Annotated in this window: 8 protein-coding genes and 5 pseudogenes; 4 read left to right on the forward strand and 9 right to left on the reverse strand. The window is 66.4% G+C overall.

Translation table 11 applies throughout. From position 1 onward, the window contains the following. Window positions 1-37: 37 nt before the first annotated feature. Window positions 38-490, forward strand: a pseudogene (locus ACIRPT_RS39395) (hypothetical protein); the annotation flags it as partial. Window positions 491-614: 124 nt separating this feature from the next. On the opposite strand, the pseudogene ACIRPT_RS39400 reads toward ACIRPT_RS39395, so the two are convergent. The 4 genes and pseudogenes from ACIRPT_RS39400 to ACIRPT_RS39415 all read right to left on the reverse strand — a co-directional run. After that, window positions 615-951 (reverse strand): annotated as a pseudogene (locus tag ACIRPT_RS39400) (hypothetical protein); the annotation flags it as partial. Between the two features lie 117 nt (window positions 952-1,068). Next, window positions 1,069-2,346: a competence protein CoiA gene (locus ACIRPT_RS39405; protein ID WP_403836517.1), complete on the reverse strand. Its 1,278-nt coding sequence runs from the start codon at window positions 2,344-2,346 to the stop codon at window positions 1,069-1,071. Between the two features lie 98 nt (window positions 2,347-2,444). Beyond that, window positions 2,445-3,984, reverse strand: a pseudogene (locus tag ACIRPT_RS39410) (UvrD-helicase domain-containing protein). Between the two features lie 256 nt (window positions 3,985-4,240). Then, window positions 4,241-4,764: pseudogene (locus ACIRPT_RS39415) on the reverse strand (mobilization protein); the annotation flags it as partial. 145 nt (window positions 4,765-4,909) lie between these two features. Between ACIRPT_RS39415 and ACIRPT_RS39420 the strand changes: the two are divergent. Next, the gene (locus tag ACIRPT_RS39420; protein ID WP_403836475.1) at window positions 4,910-5,095 is read left to right on the forward strand and encodes a helix-turn-helix domain-containing protein; all 186 of its coding nucleotides are present in this window, start codon (window positions 4,910-4,912) and stop codon (window positions 5,093-5,095) included. A 521-nt stretch (window positions 5,096-5,616) separates the two neighbouring features. Here the strand turns inward: ACIRPT_RS39420 and ACIRPT_RS39425 are convergent. Continuing rightward, window positions 5,617-6,508 (reverse strand): IS5 family transposase gene (locus ACIRPT_RS39425; protein ID WP_403836477.1). Its coding sequence is split into 2 segments (ribosomal slippage): window positions 5,617-6,313 and window positions 6,312-6,508, totalling 894 coding nucleotides; the frame shifts between segments, so codons are not numbered across the junction. A gap of 109 nt (window positions 6,509-6,617) precedes the next feature. Then, a complete protein-coding gene (locus ACIRPT_RS39430) occupies window positions 6,618-7,907 on the reverse strand; it encodes an erythromycin esterase family protein (RefSeq protein WP_403836479.1) in 1,290 nt (429 codons plus the stop codon). A gap of 344 nt (window positions 7,908-8,251) precedes the next feature. On the opposite strand from ACIRPT_RS39430, the gene ACIRPT_RS39435 reads away from it, so the two are divergent. Continuing rightward, entirely contained in the window at window positions 8,252-8,413 is a 162-nt protein-coding gene (locus ACIRPT_RS39435) for a DUF6333 family protein (RefSeq protein WP_403836481.1), read from the forward strand. Window positions 8,414-8,462: 49 nt separating this feature from the next. Here ACIRPT_RS39435 and ACIRPT_RS39440 read toward each other — a convergent pair whose 3' ends face one another. Beyond that, on the reverse strand, window positions 8,463-9,050 hold the full coding sequence (locus ACIRPT_RS39440; RefSeq protein WP_403836483.1) for a hypothetical protein: 588 nt from the start codon (window positions 9,048-9,050) through the stop codon (window positions 8,463-8,465). Window positions 9,051-9,244: 194 nt separating this feature from the next. On the opposite strand from ACIRPT_RS39440, the gene ACIRPT_RS39445 reads away from it, so the two are divergent. Next, a complete protein-coding gene (locus tag ACIRPT_RS39445; RefSeq protein ID WP_403836485.1) occupies window positions 9,245-11,575 on the forward strand; it encodes an LPXTG cell wall anchor domain-containing protein in 2,331 nt (776 codons plus the stop codon). Window positions 11,576-11,765: 190 nt separating this feature from the next. On the opposite strand, the pseudogene ACIRPT_RS39450 reads toward ACIRPT_RS39445, so the two are convergent. Both ACIRPT_RS39450 and ACIRPT_RS39455 read right to left on the reverse strand, forming a co-directional pair. Beyond that, a pseudogene (locus ACIRPT_RS39450) lies at window positions 11,766-12,011 on the reverse strand (transposase); the annotation flags it as partial. 180 nt (window positions 12,012-12,191) lie between these two features. Next, window positions 12,192-15,368: a DEAD/DEAH box helicase gene (locus ACIRPT_RS39455; protein WP_403836487.1), complete on the reverse strand. Its 3,177-nt coding sequence runs from the start codon at window positions 15,366-15,368 to the stop codon at window positions 12,192-12,194. Between the last annotated feature and the right edge of the window lie 63 nt (window positions 15,369-15,431).

A 15,431-nucleotide genomic window follows, 5' to 3' on the forward strand; every position in this document is an offset into this window, starting at 1 on the left:
CTTGCAACAGGTATCGCCGGATCTGGCCGACGACAACATGACGCTCGAACTCTTGGCGGCAGGACTAGCCGGGATCCCGGTCAACCAGCAGAAGGCCCTCTGGAGCTCCCCTCAACCCTCGGCCGACCCCGTAGGGCTTCCTGCGGCCTGGGTTTCTGGTGTGAAGCGCCTGCTGTGGAGGGCACTTGAGGACGGCTGCCATGAGGTGACCTCGCATGCAGATGTCTTCCGCTGGTGCCGAGTGCCACTGAAGAGCTGGCCCATAGCTCTGCGTATCGCCCAAAGCGATACCGAGCTGCTCCTGATCGAGCACGACCGACCGTCTGCCTTCGCGGAGCAGGCCGCGCGGCTCATCTTCTCCAAGGATCCCGAAGCGGAACTGATCGAGAACCGGTGCTACGAGCTCGTGATCACCGTGGCGGACCGGAACGGCCAGGCCGAGCACGAGGTGCAGGACAACTACGTTCAGCTTCGGGGCTTTCTGACGGAGCACGCGGTGGCGTCCGACATCGACCTGCTGGAGCTGATTCGGGCCTTCCCCGCCAGGGACACCACCGGGCAGCCGTGGGTCAAGCATTGGTTCGCCCAGTGCTACCAAGCTCTGCCGGCCAACAACTGCCGATCGGCGCTCCGGGTAAGAGATCCGTCTCGTCGGCCCGCCACATCACAGCGTCCCCAGGCTGTCTCCAAGCGGCACCTCGGTGTCACTGCGGCTTGGCCACTCCTTCCAGCAGAGCGGCGCGTTCGGTGCCGTTCCAGCCTTGACTGCCGATCTTGTCGAAGCCGCGCCGTTCGATCCGCACCCACGTGCCCCGGTCTGTACACGCACCGAGCGACCGTCGTTTGCGCACCAGCATCCCCCGATGCAACTGCGTTTGAAGCGCACGCTCAGCCTCGTCGAGCACACCATCAGCCGGCAACTCGCAGATCGGCTGGAACGCTGGCAGCCAGGGAAGACGACTCTTGACCTCCTTGGCGACAGACCGAAACTGGCAAGAAACCGGCCAGCCGGCTCACTTGCCCGCTAGGGCGGCTGGCTTCCTTGCCGTGGTAGGCGACGGTCGTCGGTCACGTGCCGCCTGCCTGTTCGAGGACGACGATGAGGACGCCGTTAGGGGCCGTGGCGGCGATGCGGTTGCGCTCGTCGCAGGTTGTGGTGAAGACCACGAGATCCTTCAAGCCCGGCCACCGCCGCCAATCCATCTGCTCGGGGTCCGGACACAGGACTCCGTAGGGCTTGCCGCCCAGGTAGACCGGTGACCCGCCGGCGATGTGCGAGCCATGGCGTATCTGAGGTGTAGTTCCAGTCTTGGCCTGCACCCAGACGCTTACGGCATCGTGTAGGTGAGGACGACTCTCATCAGGGACGGTCTCCGGGAGCGAGATTGCCGGTGTACGGCGTCGGGCCGCTGATTTCGGTGCCCGCCGCCTAGGATGGCGGTGTGTGACGGGCTGGGTGCCAGTCAGCAGGCGGGCAGCCTGCCGTGCGAAGTTCCCGGCGTCTCCTCGCTGCGGAACCATGACACGGACCGTCCCGTGGGGAAAGCTCAGCGCCTGGTCACGCTCTGCGGCACGGGAGAACTCCGCGGCCGCGGCCGCGTACTGCGAAGCCGTCCACACCTGGGCCCAGGGGTGGCCGGCGAGGTACGCCTGGCGGGACAGGCGATACGGAACAACGCGCTGGGACAATGACCAAGCCACAAACTCCCCTAAGGATGCCCGGACTTCACTCCATATGCCGTGCCCATCACCAGGGCACACGCGTTCGTCATCACACGCTTCGACTGCGAAGCGTGCGAGACCTTCGGTGACCTGCCACTGCGAGCCCGGTTCATCGCTCGGCGGCCGGGTGCGGACGGAGGGGACTTCGCCAAGCCACGGGTGTCGGCGGGTGGCCACCCAGCACACCGCAACGCCGTCGGCGACGAAGCGTTCGGTGCGCTGCCTGATGTCGTCTGTGGTTATCGGGGACAGCTGCGCTTCCCACGCCATCCGCCGGGAGCCGTCCGGCGCGGTGGCCAGGACATCGGCCCGCCATCGCCCGCTGGTCGCGGGCACCTCCAGCTCCGCGTGCCAGCCAGCGTCCCGCGCGGCGAGGACGAGTTCCAGCTTGAGCAGGCGGTGTTCCATCGACTCCCCAGCCAGGCCGCACGTGGGCGAGCCGGGATCGTGGGCGAAGAACCGCAGACCTCGGCGGGAGACCTTGGCCCGCAGCCCATGGTCGCATTCCGGGCAGGTCAGCGGGGCCCGGGGCCGTACGCGGTGCACGGCAGGCCAAGACCAGTTGCAGCCAAGGTCCTCGGCCGTGGCATCGATCCGGCCGTGCTCTGGATGCATCGCCGTCATCGGCACGTAGCAGCCCCTCTCCAGGCAGATCCTTCGTGCTGGCTACCACGGTGGCAGAGGACACTGACAACGCCACCGGGCCCGCCTCCCATCCCAGTTCACTGCGACGTAGGCCCCAGCGCGTCCCATCCGGAGGACGGTTTGAGGTCCTGGGGCGGGCGTTTGCCGCCGGGGTTGCCGTCAGGGTGTTGGTTGATCCATGACAGGCCGCCCAAGTCGAGGCTGTGCCGGGCCCGGGTGACGGCGACGTAGGCGAGGCGGGCCTCGGCGCTATCGATGTCGCCAGGCAACGGGTCGCCGTTCTCGTCGGTCTCTTCCGGGTCGATCGGTTCCTCGAAGTCCTCTCCGATCCGTACGGATGCCCATTCGCGGCCCTTGGCCTTGTGGGCGGTGGAGACGACGATCTCGGCTCCTTGCTCGGTCGCGAGCTGGTCCACCGCTTGCAGAATGACGTCTACCCCGTGCTCGTCGACCAGGTCGACCAGAGGCAGCAAGTCGCGTCCGGACGGGTCGTATTCGGCGTATTCCTGCAGTTCACCCCAGGTGTCGAAGAGAATGAGTTCGGGGTGGGTCGTGCGTTTGCCGGCCTTTAGGTCGCGGGCTGCCCGGGCCAGGGCCCGTAGTGCGTCGCCGCCGCCGACAAGTGCGACGCGGCGGCCGGCTTCCAGCTGGCGCATGACTTCGAGCATCGCGCCGACATTGGACCGGCACAAGATCGCATCCGGCTCCTCCAGGCGTTCGAGCCGGGTGTTGATGGCCGGGGTACCGGTCAGGCGAATCGGGGAGTCGACGATATGCAGCCACCGGTTGGCTTCCTCAGCCAGCGCAGCACCGAAGCGAAACGACTGGGACAGAGCCAGCTGGCTGCCGTCGAAATCGCTCATCACGTCCCGCGCCCCGCGCCAGCCGTAGATTGCCTGGGCGGAGTCACCGACCATCACCAACTGGCTAATGATCCCGCTGGGCGTTGAAGATCTGCTCAACCACCGGGTTGGTGTCCTGGGCCTCGTCCAGCAGCAGAAAATCCGCTTCGATCCTCGGCTCAGTCAGTGCCCAGATCTTCAGGTAATGGTCGTGATCAAAGCGGACAACGCCTTCCTGTGGGTTCTGGAGGTCGTCCCATGCCTTGGCGGCGTACGGTAAGACGATGTCCACGAGCTGGGCGTGCAGGTCCTCAGCCTCGACGCCTCGCAGGCGGGGAACGTGGTGGCGCTTGATGGTGCGGTCCGCGGACTGGCAAAAGCGGGTGACGGTCCGCAGCACGGTGTAGGACAGCGCCTTGTTGGTGACGATTCGTTCGCCGATCCGCACCCTCATGTTGATGGCGATGCCAAGCGAGGCACCGGTCTTCCAGCCAGGCACCCGGGGCGCGTTCAGACGAGATCCGTATCTACGGCCCACGGCTGCGAAAGCAAGCGAGTGGGCCGTCCTGCACCGCACATTGCCGGGGAACTTGCGCGCAGCATCATTCGCGATCGACTTGTTGAACGCTATGTACCGGCCGGGTTTGGTCGTGCTGGCCGCGAGCATCGCCAGCGTCGTCGTCTTCCCGGTGCCAGCTCCGGCCTGGAGGACCAGATGGTCCCCACGCCGGAAGGTATCTACGGCCGTGCTCTGCTCAGGGGTAGGTGCGGGCATCGCGCTCCTCAAAGGGTGGATGCGGCTTCATAGCGCAATCGAACGGTGACATGCGGAGAGGATGCGCGTCTGCGGATCACGAAATCTCTGCATCGCCTGCACGCCCAGCCCCACGACACCACGGCCCGGCAGGACCGCCGCAGCACGGCCAACGCTCTTACCTGACATGGGGCATGAGCTCGTCGCCCGGATCGTCCGCCTCCAACCGAAAGGCCATTCGAGGCTGAGCGGGCCTGCGGTTGGGGTGTGAGACCTATCAGTGGTGCTGGCGCGACTGCTGGCAGCCAGGCTGCGCCGGCGTTGCAGAGGGGTGGGGATTCCCGGCCGGCTGGGTGGGGACCGAGCCCGGGGTGGTCGAGCGTCGGCGGGCTGCTCCGGCTCGGCGGTTGAGGATGGGGCTGCGGCCGGTGTGCTGAGTGCGGGTGATCGGGACGCGTGTGGGCTGGTGGGCAGTGGTCAGTTCACGTTGGGCTGCTGGGCCTCCTTGAGGAGTTGGTGGGGTTTGCGGCCGAGGGCTGCGGCGTCGGCGAGAACGGTGGCGAGAGCAGGCCAGCCCGAGTCGCTGAGGATCCGCTCGGCGTGCTCGGGGACGGCGGCGCGTACGTCGCTGGCCAGGGTGCGGCTGGCTTCCACCTTCGGCTGGCATTGCGCGAGGTCTACGAGTTCCGGGGCGAGGGCGTGGTCGGTGGCGGCCTGAGGGTGCTGAGGGGCCTGATGGGCGGCGTCGGCCAGGTGAGCATGCCCCTTGGCCTCGTGCCAGCGTCGGGCGAGGATGGTCGCCCCCCATCACCGAAGCTCCATCGCCTCCCCCTCACGGAGTCAGCCGTGGCTGCGTGCAACTCCATAGGGTTCTCACACGACCGTTTGGTGAGGCCGCGATTCGCGCCTATCGTGCCGCATCCCCAACCTACGGAAGTGGTTAGCGATGGACCAACCGATGTGGACCGTGTCGGCCCTGGCGGGCTTTCTTGGAAAGCCCACCTCATGGGTCTATGACAATCACGAGAAGCAGGCCATACCCAGCTTCCGGGTGGGACAACAGCTGCGCTTCTGGCCAAGCGAGATAAAGCATTGGCTGGAGAACAACTGCCGTGAACGGGAGGCTGCATGAACGTCAAGTACAAGGAGACGGCATGGGGCGGACTCGCGGTGAACATCATCGAGTGCTAAGGAAACAGGCCCTGACCAGCGCATTCGCTTCTTTCAGCGCTGGTCAGGGCCTTCCCTGCTTACGCGGCGGAAAGTCCCCGGGATGTCCGCGGATCGGCGATGCTTCCAAGGTGTGTGAGCAGAGCCTCCTCGGGGTCGCCTCCTACCTCCTCGCGGCCCCTGCTGTGCTTGGACAGCGAGTCGCGCTGCCCCGCGCCGACCGGGCTGGTTGGCAAAAGATCTTGCTGGGCCTGCTTGCGATCTGGCTGGGGGTTCAGTCCTGGCGCTGGAAATAGACACGTCGAGCTGGCTCCTGTACCGCACGGTGCTCAGGACCGGTCTCGGCGGACGTTCCTGCGCCGCCGTTCGAGTTGGGGAAGCCAGTGCTCGGGCGGCTGGGGATCCGTGGCCGCTACCGCCCAGCCATCCTCTTCTTGGGGATTCCGGGGCGCCCAGCTGCGCGGTGGGTCTAGGCCGTGTCTCTTAACTCCGTCGTAGCCAGGTCACGATCGCGGCCAGGGCCGCTGCCCCTCGGTAGACGACGGCGAGCTTGTCGTAACGGGTCGCCAGCCCTCGCCACTGCTTGAGGAGGTTGAAGGAGCGTTCGACCACGTTGCGTCGCTTATACGTCTCGGTGTCCAGGCGCCGGGGACGCCCACCTCTGCTGCCCTTACGGGTCCGGTTGGCCTGCTGGTCAGCCCGCTCCGGGATCACGGCCCGGATGCCCCGGGCTGCGAGGACCGCACGGATCTGGTGGGAGGAGTAGGCCTTATCCGCTAGGGCCGCATCTGGCGTGGTCCTAGGCCTGCCTGCGGCAGGCCGGGGGACCCGGATGTCTGCGAGCACGACGGGCAGGGTGCTGCCGTCGTGGGCTTGTCCGGCGGTGACGACCACGGCCAGCGGGCGCCCGGCCCCGTCGACTGCGTGATGGATCTTGGTGGTCAGTCCTCCGCGGCTCCTGCTTACGCCGTGCCCGGCGGGTTCCTGGTCCTGCTTTGCGCTCGTCGCGGTGGTGTCCTTTTCGGGGCGGGTGGTGTTCGTGGCGTGCTGGTGGGCACGGTTGATCGTGGAGTCGACCGAGACGGTCCAGTCGATGCGCCCGGCCTGGTCCGCTTCGGCCAGCAGCAGGGCGAGCGCCCTGTCCCAGGTGCCGTCTGCCGCCCAGCGGCGGTGGCGCGCAGGCTGTCTGCCAGGGCCCGAAGACCTCTCGGGGCAGGTCTCTCCAGGGGGTGCCGGTGCGGTAGCGGAAGATGATCGCCTCCAGCACGCGCCGGTGGTCTGCGAATGGGCGGCCGGGCCGACCGGCCGTTGTGGGAAGGTGCTGGCGGATCTGCTCCCACTGCTGGTCGGTCAGGTACTGGTGGCGCGAGGACAAGGTGTGAAGGGCACGACCGTGTCCTCACCCCGCGCGGCGGGGTGAGGACAGCACACCGGGACTGGCGTGACGCTGCAGGTGTTCGCCCGACTCGGTGGTGCGGGTCGGGTCAGAAGGAGACCGTCAGGTCCCGGGTGACGGTGGGCACCGAGACCACCGCGTCGAACGCAGCCGTCAGGTCCGTGAGCATCGTCGATGACTGAGTGCGGATGCTGCTCAGCAGGCTCCCGCCCTGAGTATCGCGCGGGGTCTGGCGCACATCGGTAAGCGTGGTCTGGTCGGCGAGTTCGGCCTGTTCCAGGGCGTGCTCGATGCTGCCCGGCACAGGCTCTGCCGCAGGGGTGTCCTGCAGCCGGAAGCCCACCGGGGCCGAGGGGTCCGGGATCATCTCGGGCACGGACTGGTCGGTGTGGGTGACGGCCACCGAGACGTAGTCGGTCCCGAGCATGCCCGCCAGGTGCTGGCCCATCGGCAGCGCGGTGACCTGTCCGTCGAAGATGTTGGCAGTCTTCTGGATGTGGTTGTTGTGCGCCGCGATCACGGCCTTCGCCTCGGGACCGGCCTCGCGCAGATGCCAGGCCAGAGTCTCGGCCATGTAGCGGTCGCGAACCGACAAGTCCGCGGTCTTGCCCTTGCCGGCGTACAGGTCGTTCATCGCGCCGAATATGTGGTCCGTGGCCCGTGCTCCGGCCAGCAGCCGCTCGGCGCGGCGGACCAGACCGGCCTGGGCACGATCGGTCATCAGCGGGCCCACCGCGCCCAGACGCAGCTCCAGGCGTGCCAGGAGTGCGGTCAGCTCGTTCTGGGACGCGGTCGGCAGCTCCGCCCAGGCCGGGGCCGCCGCGGCTCCCGAGCCGAGTCCGGCCAGGAACTCGTCGCTGATCGTAATGGCCCGGAGAGCCAGAGCCTCGGACTCCGGGTCGGTCACGGCCAAGATGTCTGCAAGCGGCTCCAGAACCGGCCGCAGCGCGCCGCCGGCCTCGGGCACGTCCACGCCCACGAACCGCAACGGAGCGAGGCTGGTGGTGTTGTGCTCGCGCAACCCGGCCATCAGGTCGGCCGCTCCCCACCCGGCTGCGGCCGGGGCCACCTGCTCCAGCGGGCGGTTGTCGTGGCCGCGGAGCCAGGCGTCAAGATCGTCGGCGGCGGCGAAGGAGTACTCGAAAGCGAAGATGGTGAAGCCGCACCGCTCCGCCAGGAAGCGCAACACCCGCTGGCGTACCTGGGAGAACTCCTGCACGAAGTGCGCGCCCTCGCCGATCGCCACAACGCGGGCATTGCCCACGATCTGGCGCAGAGGTTCGAGTTCATCCAGGACGGCGTAGGCGTCCAGGCTGGTCAGGGCGTGGGTGTGCCGACGGGTCCAGGCGGTCGGCACGGTGGTAGAGGTGGCGCTCACGGCAGTTCTCTTCTCTGCAGGCTGGTATCAGATGCCGCTGCCCGTGGGCAGCACAAACAACAGGCCGGACTTCCAGCAACCTCAAAGGGCGCCGGGTGGCCTGTTTGAACCAGCCAGGTTCAGAGCGAGAGGAACGCGGTGTACATATCGCAAAGTTACCGCACCGGAGCCAGGGCAGCCGCAGAACGGGCACGTGAACGTGCGAGTCAGCGAGTTTCGAGACACGGTCTAGTGCGAGGACGTCCCTGATGATTGGTCCCATGGCATCGGGGATGTCCCGGTCAAGGTGGTTCAGTAGGAGAGGAATTCCCAGCGGGCCCCGTCGGATGGACCACGTCCGGTAGGTGACCTGGCAGAAGGCGTCCGACTGGGGCGCGCTCGCCACGGCGTGCCTGGGGGAGGCCGATCCATGGGGAAGCTCGGATCTGGACTCCTCGGTACTGCGGCTGCGGCACAGTGAGGACGCGACCAGCCACATGGAATACCTGTATTTCATCGAAGGCTGACCGGCCCTGAGTTGCCGTGTCGAAAAGCTCTGTCGAGCGGAGTTCTGCGTCAGTTCGAGTGGTAGCGGCAGTACTCGTCGTCGCAGGTGCCGGGCTCCCACTTCTCGTCGATGCGCCACAGCAGCCCCTGCTCCTGGGGCGTGTTGGGCAGGCGGCACAGGACGTCGGTGGGCGAGTAGATGGGGCGAGCGTCGTCTTCGATGTGCTCGGGATCGGTGCGGTAGAAGTCGTCGCGGCGGGACCACGGGAGGGTGACGTGGGGGCGGTGATCGTAGGGGTTGCTGTCCGCGAAGGACGGGTGGAACTGCCACTGGGTGCCGAAAGTGCGGTTGTGGACCTCGCCGAGGCACCAGGCCGCCACCGCCACGAACGGGTCATCCCGGTGCGCGCGGGCGTCATCGTTGGTGGGGAAGGCGTCCCGGATGAGAGCTTCAAGGCACGGCAGGGAGTCGAGGGTGAAGTCCCACGGTCCGCGGTCCTTGTGCTGCTCGGCCCAGGCTGGGAACGCCTCCTTCTGCCGGGTCAGCCAGTCCTCGAGGACCGAGTTGTGGGCCGATACGTGGTCGTTCGTCTTCTCCTCGCGCAGGTACTCCTCATATTCCTCGTCGTCCATCTCGCTGGGGTCCCGGTAAGTCATGCCCCGAGGATAGGTCGTGGCCGATAACGATCCTGCGCGGAAGGCTAGTTGCAGTGATGTCGTAGGCAATTTCTTTGCGTGTGCGGGGAGTTGAGGCTCTAGGGTGGGCTGATGCCCGAGCGCGCCGAACGACCACGGGGGCCCATGGCGCCGCGACGGGCAATCTGACTGACCTGGGGCCTCCAGGGGGCTTTGTGACCCAGCACATACGATCTGGCCGGCGCCGCTGGTGGGCAGCAGCAGCAATGGCGCTGGCCTGCGCCATATCGTTAACCGGGCTTCCCGGAGCCGGGCAGGCCGAGGCGAAGCCAAAGCAGACGCTGAAGCAGGGCAAGCGCTGCGACGAGGAGTACAAGGACTACTACGACTTCTCCAACGTGCCCGTGGGAGGCATGCCCGCCGACGGATTCGTCCGCCCGGCCGCCGACCGCGACGAGTACGACTACGTCAACGGCCAGAAGCAGTGGGACGGCCTTCGCGCACCGACCGCGAAGGAACTGGCGGACCTCTCCGACACGCCCAGTGACTACAAGAAGGGCGACCACCAGCGGGTCTGGGCCTACTACAAGAAGGCACAGGACACCAAGCGCTGGAAAGGTGTCCCGTTCGAGACCTACCGGGATGACTTCTACATCCCCAAGGGCGGCAACGACCCCCGCGGCAAGGCATACATGGCCAAGCTCGTCTACGACTACGGCCTGGTCGGTCCGGACTGGATCTGCGAGAAAGAGTTCGAGATCTTCGACCCGGAGACCAAGGAACGCTACGTACGTCGCGCGGACGCCTACCACAAGCCCACCGGGGAGATCGTCGAAGGCAAGTCCGGTGACGAGCCCGACGGCAAGCAGCGCCCCAAGGACAAGGCGATGCTGAAGGACCCCAACCACGCGGACAAGAAGATCACCTACGCGTACGGGCGCGATCCGAAGGGCTCGGCCACCAAGCACATCAACGAGCTGAAAGAGATCGCCCCCGGCCGGGTCAAGCAGATCACCTACCACGCCGACGCTGTCGAGAAGGCGCCCGCGAAGGCCGCGAACGGCCCTGACCGCCGCGTCGACCCCTACATGAACCCCAAGCCGGGCGCCAAGACCGGATCTCGGGGCGCCGGCAACGACATGATCCAGAAGTCGCCGGAGACCCCCAAGGAACTCGCCGACCGCCTGGCCCGCATGAAGAAGGACCCTGCGGCCTCGCAGATGCCCAAGGGACCGGGCGGCATCGACTTCTCCACCTTGGAAATCCAGTACGTCGGCCAGCCGGTCAAGGGCAAGGGCCTGAACTACTCGTTCTCCGCGAAGGACCGCGGCGAAGACGAGAGGTTCGGCTGGGGAGGCAAAGCGAAGGCCCAGATGGCTTCGGACGCGTTCTTCACCTGGCTTGCGCTGACCCCTGACAAGTTCTGGGTGAACCTGAACCCGGACCAGCCCGACCGGGTCATGGACACCAAATTCGCCTCCACCGACGCCGGCCGCGTGCTACTGGAGGCCGACCTTCAGATGAAGCACGACTTCTTCAAGACGATGGACCCCAAGACCGATCTCGGCCGCCGCTTCTGGGCGGCGCTCCCGCAGGTGGATGGGCGTCCGTGCTTCACCGGCATCCGCAACTGGATCGAGCCCAAGCCCGCGAAGGTCCGTGAGCAGGACGGCGGCATCTACATCCTCGACGCGCCCCTCGGCCTGAAGTCCGTCGAGCAGGACACCACCACCCAGCCCGGCGGCGGCGAAGGCATCTGCCACCCGACCAAAGCGCAGCGGGACCAGGCCCAGCGGGTCATCAACCGGATGATCGTCCCCGCGGTCGAGAAAACCATCAACACCGCCGGCCAGTACGCCGACCTGCGTCGCGTCTACAACTCCCGCGTCGCAGCCGAGTACATCCGCCGGCAGGACACCGCCAAGCCCACCGACTACCACAACATCATCAACAGCAACAACGTGAAGGCGTGGCCGCTGCGGGCCCCGAACAAGAACTGGGACAAGGACGTCCTGTTCCGCAAGTACCGGAACATCTTCATCAACGGCGAGTTCAAGTACAACGTGAACACCGCCCAGGGCGTCCAGGTGATGATCGTCGGCGGCGTCGACTTCTCCAAGGCCCCCAAGCGCAACATCACCCGTCTCCGCTTCCGCGCCCAAAACCGCTACCTGCCGCGGCAGACCGACACCTCGGTCAGGGCCGTCACCGATGACATCGAGCGGGACGGCCTGCTGCTGCTCGGCGGCAACTCCAACGGCAAGAACGACGGCGGCACCGACACCCCCAACCCGCAGCCGACGCCGAGCGGCACCGGCAAGCCCGACCCGACGGATCCGCCGTCCACCCCGGACCCGGACCCCACCACCCCCGGACCCGGTGACACCGGCAAGCCGACACCTCCGGCGAAAGACCCCAGCGGTGACCTCGCCGAAACCGGCTCCGAGACCCCCATCGGCCTTATCTCCGGGATCGCCGCCGCCCTAGCGGCAGCCGGCGGGGCCCTGGTGTGGTGGATGCGCCGACGCAACAGCGTCCAGGAGTAACCTGACCAGGCCCAATCGCTTCAGATTGAAGGGCTCCACCTGTGATCCGGGTGGAGCCCTTCTCCCTTTAATCCATTACTGGCCGCGGCCCCTCGCCTTCGGGTGCGGGTCTTTCGTCATCCCCGCCCGGCGGGAACGGTGAGACCCTAGGGTCGAGCCGGTGCAGGACCGTTTCGTGGAGCCGACCTCACACCCCGGCCCTGGACCAGATCACGAACCGGCGATCCGCGGTCGACTTCGATATCCCGAAGCACGGCGGCAACGCCCGCCAGGCACAGCCGCTGACCGGCACGTAGATGATCGCCGCGAACACTGTCTCATCAGGCGTGTCCTGCGTCCCACCGCCCTGCGGCCGTACCTTCGAGGGTGGGATCAGCGGCTTCGCGATCTCCCACAGCCCGTCCGGAACAATCCAACTCCACGTACCCCGTCCCATAACAAGCCCAATGACCGCCTCGCCACATAGGACACGGTCTTGTGTCCTGGAAGAACCCGAGTGCGGCAAAGCTGCCCGACCGACGAGGGACCACCCCACTCCGCGGCGACCGTGCCGCACGGACAGCAGGCCGCGCCCGTCATCCGGGGCTCGGTGCCAAGCGGGTCACCTCACTGTCGATCACTCACCGGGTTCGGCGGGTAGGAGGGAGCCCAGCTCGGGGGACCCGTAGGTCAGGAAGACGAGGTCACTGTCGCTGCTGGTGTCCCAGATGCCGCGGTCGAATGTCACGGGGACTGAGGCCGTGGACGGCGGACCCAAGTAACTCTCGACCGACGTCGGGCCGTCGGTACGTCCGAAGGACACACGGGCGTCGTCACGCGGAAGGAAGAGGCGGTAGATACCGGGGCGTCCGTGGTCTGGGGTCAGCCAGCGGCCTGAGAGGAGGTTGTTTGTGAGCTTGGTGGCAAGGTCTGACTGAGTGATGTCTCCGACCAGGTTCGGCGGGGTCTTGATGGTGATGTCGTCGTCGGGGGTGCCGAGCTCGTCGGTGCTGACGGGCTGGTTGTTGATGTCGTCGATCTGGGTTCGGATGCCGGCGATCTCACTGGCGATGACTTCGTCGCTGAGGTTCGCGGCGAGGACAAGGTCTTCGATGACCTTCTCGACGGTGCCGAGGACGGGGGCGGCGCCGCCGAGGATGTTGGTGAAGTCGTCGTAGTCCTCCTTGATGCCCTTGTAGACCTGCTCCTCGACGGTGTCTTTGTAGAAATAGTTGCTGATCTGGAGGCGCTCGTAGGTGGCGCCGATGCGGTCGATACGGCCGATGCGCTGCTCGACGCGCATCAAGTTCCAGGGCATGTCGTAGTTAATGAGGCGGCCCGACGTCTGCAGGTTGAGGCCCTCGCTCATCGAGTCGGTGCCGATCAAGACCTCGATATCGCCGTTACGGAATCGGGTCTTGATCTCGGCCTTGGTGACCGGGTTCCACTTCCCTGCTACGGGATCGTAGAGCTCGCCGCCGCGGCCGGAGTAGCAGCCGAGCCTGTAGTAGCCGGCGGCCAGGAGGCGCTCGCGAACGTAGTCCATGGTGTCGGCGTACTGAGTGAAGACCACTGCGGAGTCGTACGTTTTGAACGAGTCGGCCAGGTCCCTGACGAGTTGCTGGGCCTTGGTGTCCTCGCCGGTGATATCGCCGAGGTCGTTGAGGAAGGAGCGGAGCTCGCCAATCTCCTCCTTGAGGCGGTCGGCGCGGACGTCGAAGGCCTCGGGGTCGAAGAGGGAGTTCTCCAGGTCGACGCCGTCGTCGTCGGTGAGGAGATCAGCGAGACTCTTGCCCTGCTCAAGTACGCCGAGGCGGCGTTGCAGGGACTGCTTGATCGCTTCGAAGGAGGAGGTCAGCCGGCGCCGATAGACGGTCATGATGAAGCCGAGGGCCTTGGTGGCCTTGTCGGACTTGTAGGCGTTGTAGTGGCGGCGGATGTATTCCTCGATGCGGTCATACAGCTTGCGCTCATTCGGCGCTAGGGGGATGAACTCATCGGTGACGTGCCGGTACGGGATGACGATCGAAGCCGGGATGATGCCGGCCGCCTGGTAGGCCCGCATAGTCTTGCGGGTGTTGCGGAAGACTCGATCGCGTATCGGGGTGTGGCGGCGAGCCCACTTATCCATCCACTCGGAGGTGGCATTGGGGAACTGTGCCCTGAGGTCAGGCGATGGCGGGTTGCCGGCCATCCCGGTCACCGTCAACGCGTCGGCCCATCCGAGTGCGTCGTTGACCTGCTGCTCCAGCTCGTAGTCGTGTTCGGCGAGCGGGTCGGAGAAGTAGTCCTCCAGCATGTCGCAGATGAGTTTCCAGCCGCGCTTCTCGGGCGGGTCGCCGAGGTAGGTGAAGTATCTTGTGAAGAAGAATGCTTGCTCACCCCACTTACCCGGCAGCCCGAGGAGCTCGATGAGGTCCCAGGCCTCGTGGGGGTGCATCTGCATCGGGGTCGCCGAAGCGAGGTAGAGCGCACGCCACAGGTCGCGCTTCTTCATCTCCTGGAGCAGCGCAAGCAGGGAGTTGGGAGTGTCGGTCGCCTTGGAGCCGCGGCGGCGGGCGTGATGGGCCTCATCGACAAGGACGACATCCCACGGTCCGGCTTCAAGGATTTCGGTACGACGGCTGCGGCGGCGAGCGAGGTGGGAGGAGGCAAGCACGATCGGGAAGGCCGACCACGGGTTCGCCTTCGGATCGATCGGGATGGCCTGGTCGAACCGGTCGATGAAGCCTCCCTTGTCGTAGCGGGCGACATCGAGGTTCATCTTCTCGTGGAGTTCTTCCTGCCACTGTTTCATCACCGAGGCAGGCACCAGCAGCAGCGCCTTCTTCGCCCGGTCAGAGGTGAAGAGCTCACGTAGCACCATGCCTGCTTCGACGGTCTTCCCGAGACCGACCTCGTCGGCGAAGAGATAGCCGCGCGGGTACGTCGACACCACCCGGTGGATCAGCTCGGCCTGGTGTGGCAGCGGCTGAGCCCACGCTGTACCCACGCCAGTCCACGCGGACGCCTTCGGCGCATCCCGGAGAGCGACCAGCTCATCCCAGGCCACCTGGATATCGACGGCCACATCGACAGGCGGTGCCTCGTGATCGGCCTCGCCGCGCCTCGGCTGCGGCACGTGCGTGTCGAAGGGGAACGGAGCGTCGGAAGCGTGCTCTATCAGGTGTTCCCGGACGGCGGTGGGCAGGTCGATGACCGCCCACCCCTCGTCAGGGTTGGCACGCCAGTGCCGCTCGAAGGCTCGCTCCTTGGGCTCGCCGTAGTCCTCCCAGGACTCAGTACGCCAGGAGCGGTAGGCGTCGAAGGTCTCGTGGTTCTTCACCCATGCGGTGACCGAGGCGTTGTTGGAGCCGCTGAATGCGACCTTGTGGCCGTAGCTGTCTGTGAAGATGCCGTACTTGGTGTGGAAGTAGCGGCCCGACTCCTGGTGTGTGAGCAAGTGGCCGTGCTTGTCTACCGGGACGCCGACCCGGATGTGGAGCCGGTCGTTGGCAACCATCCAGGCCAGCACGCTGAGGTGCTCGCTCTGCACGATCTTCGTGCCCTCCAGGCCAGGGTCAGCCAGTAAACGCTCGGCGACCACATCGTCGAGCGGTATGCCGGAGAGCACCGCGTCGACGTCCTTCTTGCCGAGCTGGGCGCCGACGATGAGTCTCATCACGCCACCACCGGCGATGAAGTACGCCGTGCCCTGCGCGGCAAACTGCAGCTCTGCCCCGGACCAATACCCGACCGCGCGGTCGTAGGCAACCGCGCGTGAGAGCAGCGGCTCGTAGAACGTCTCAAATGGTGCATCATCGGGCGAGTACATTGCCCTCAGCTTCACACTGCGGAACGAGTCCTCGGCCGTGGCAGGCTCATGGTCGAAGAGACC

Source organism: Streptomyces sp. NPDC101227, from assembly GCF_044767545.1.
Taxonomy (GTDB): Bacteria; Actinomycetota; Actinomycetes; order Streptomycetales; family Streptomycetaceae; genus Streptomyces.

Coding starts and splice junctions, on each gene's coding strand:
- ACIRPT_RS39405 (WP_403836517.1), bottom strand. CDS start 2,346: ATGACGGCGATGCATCCAGAGCACGGCCGGATCGATGCCACGGCCGAG.
- ACIRPT_RS39420 (WP_403836475.1), top strand. CDS start 4,910: ATGGACCAACCGATGTGGACCGTGTCGGCCCTGGCGGGCTTTCTTGGA.
- ACIRPT_RS39440 (WP_403836483.1), bottom strand. CDS start 9,050: ATGACTTACCGGGACCCCAGCGAGATGGACGACGAGGAATATGAGGAG.
- ACIRPT_RS39455 (WP_403836487.1), bottom strand. CDS start 15,368: ATGTACTCGCCCGATGATGCACCATTTGAGACGTTCTACGAGCCGCTG.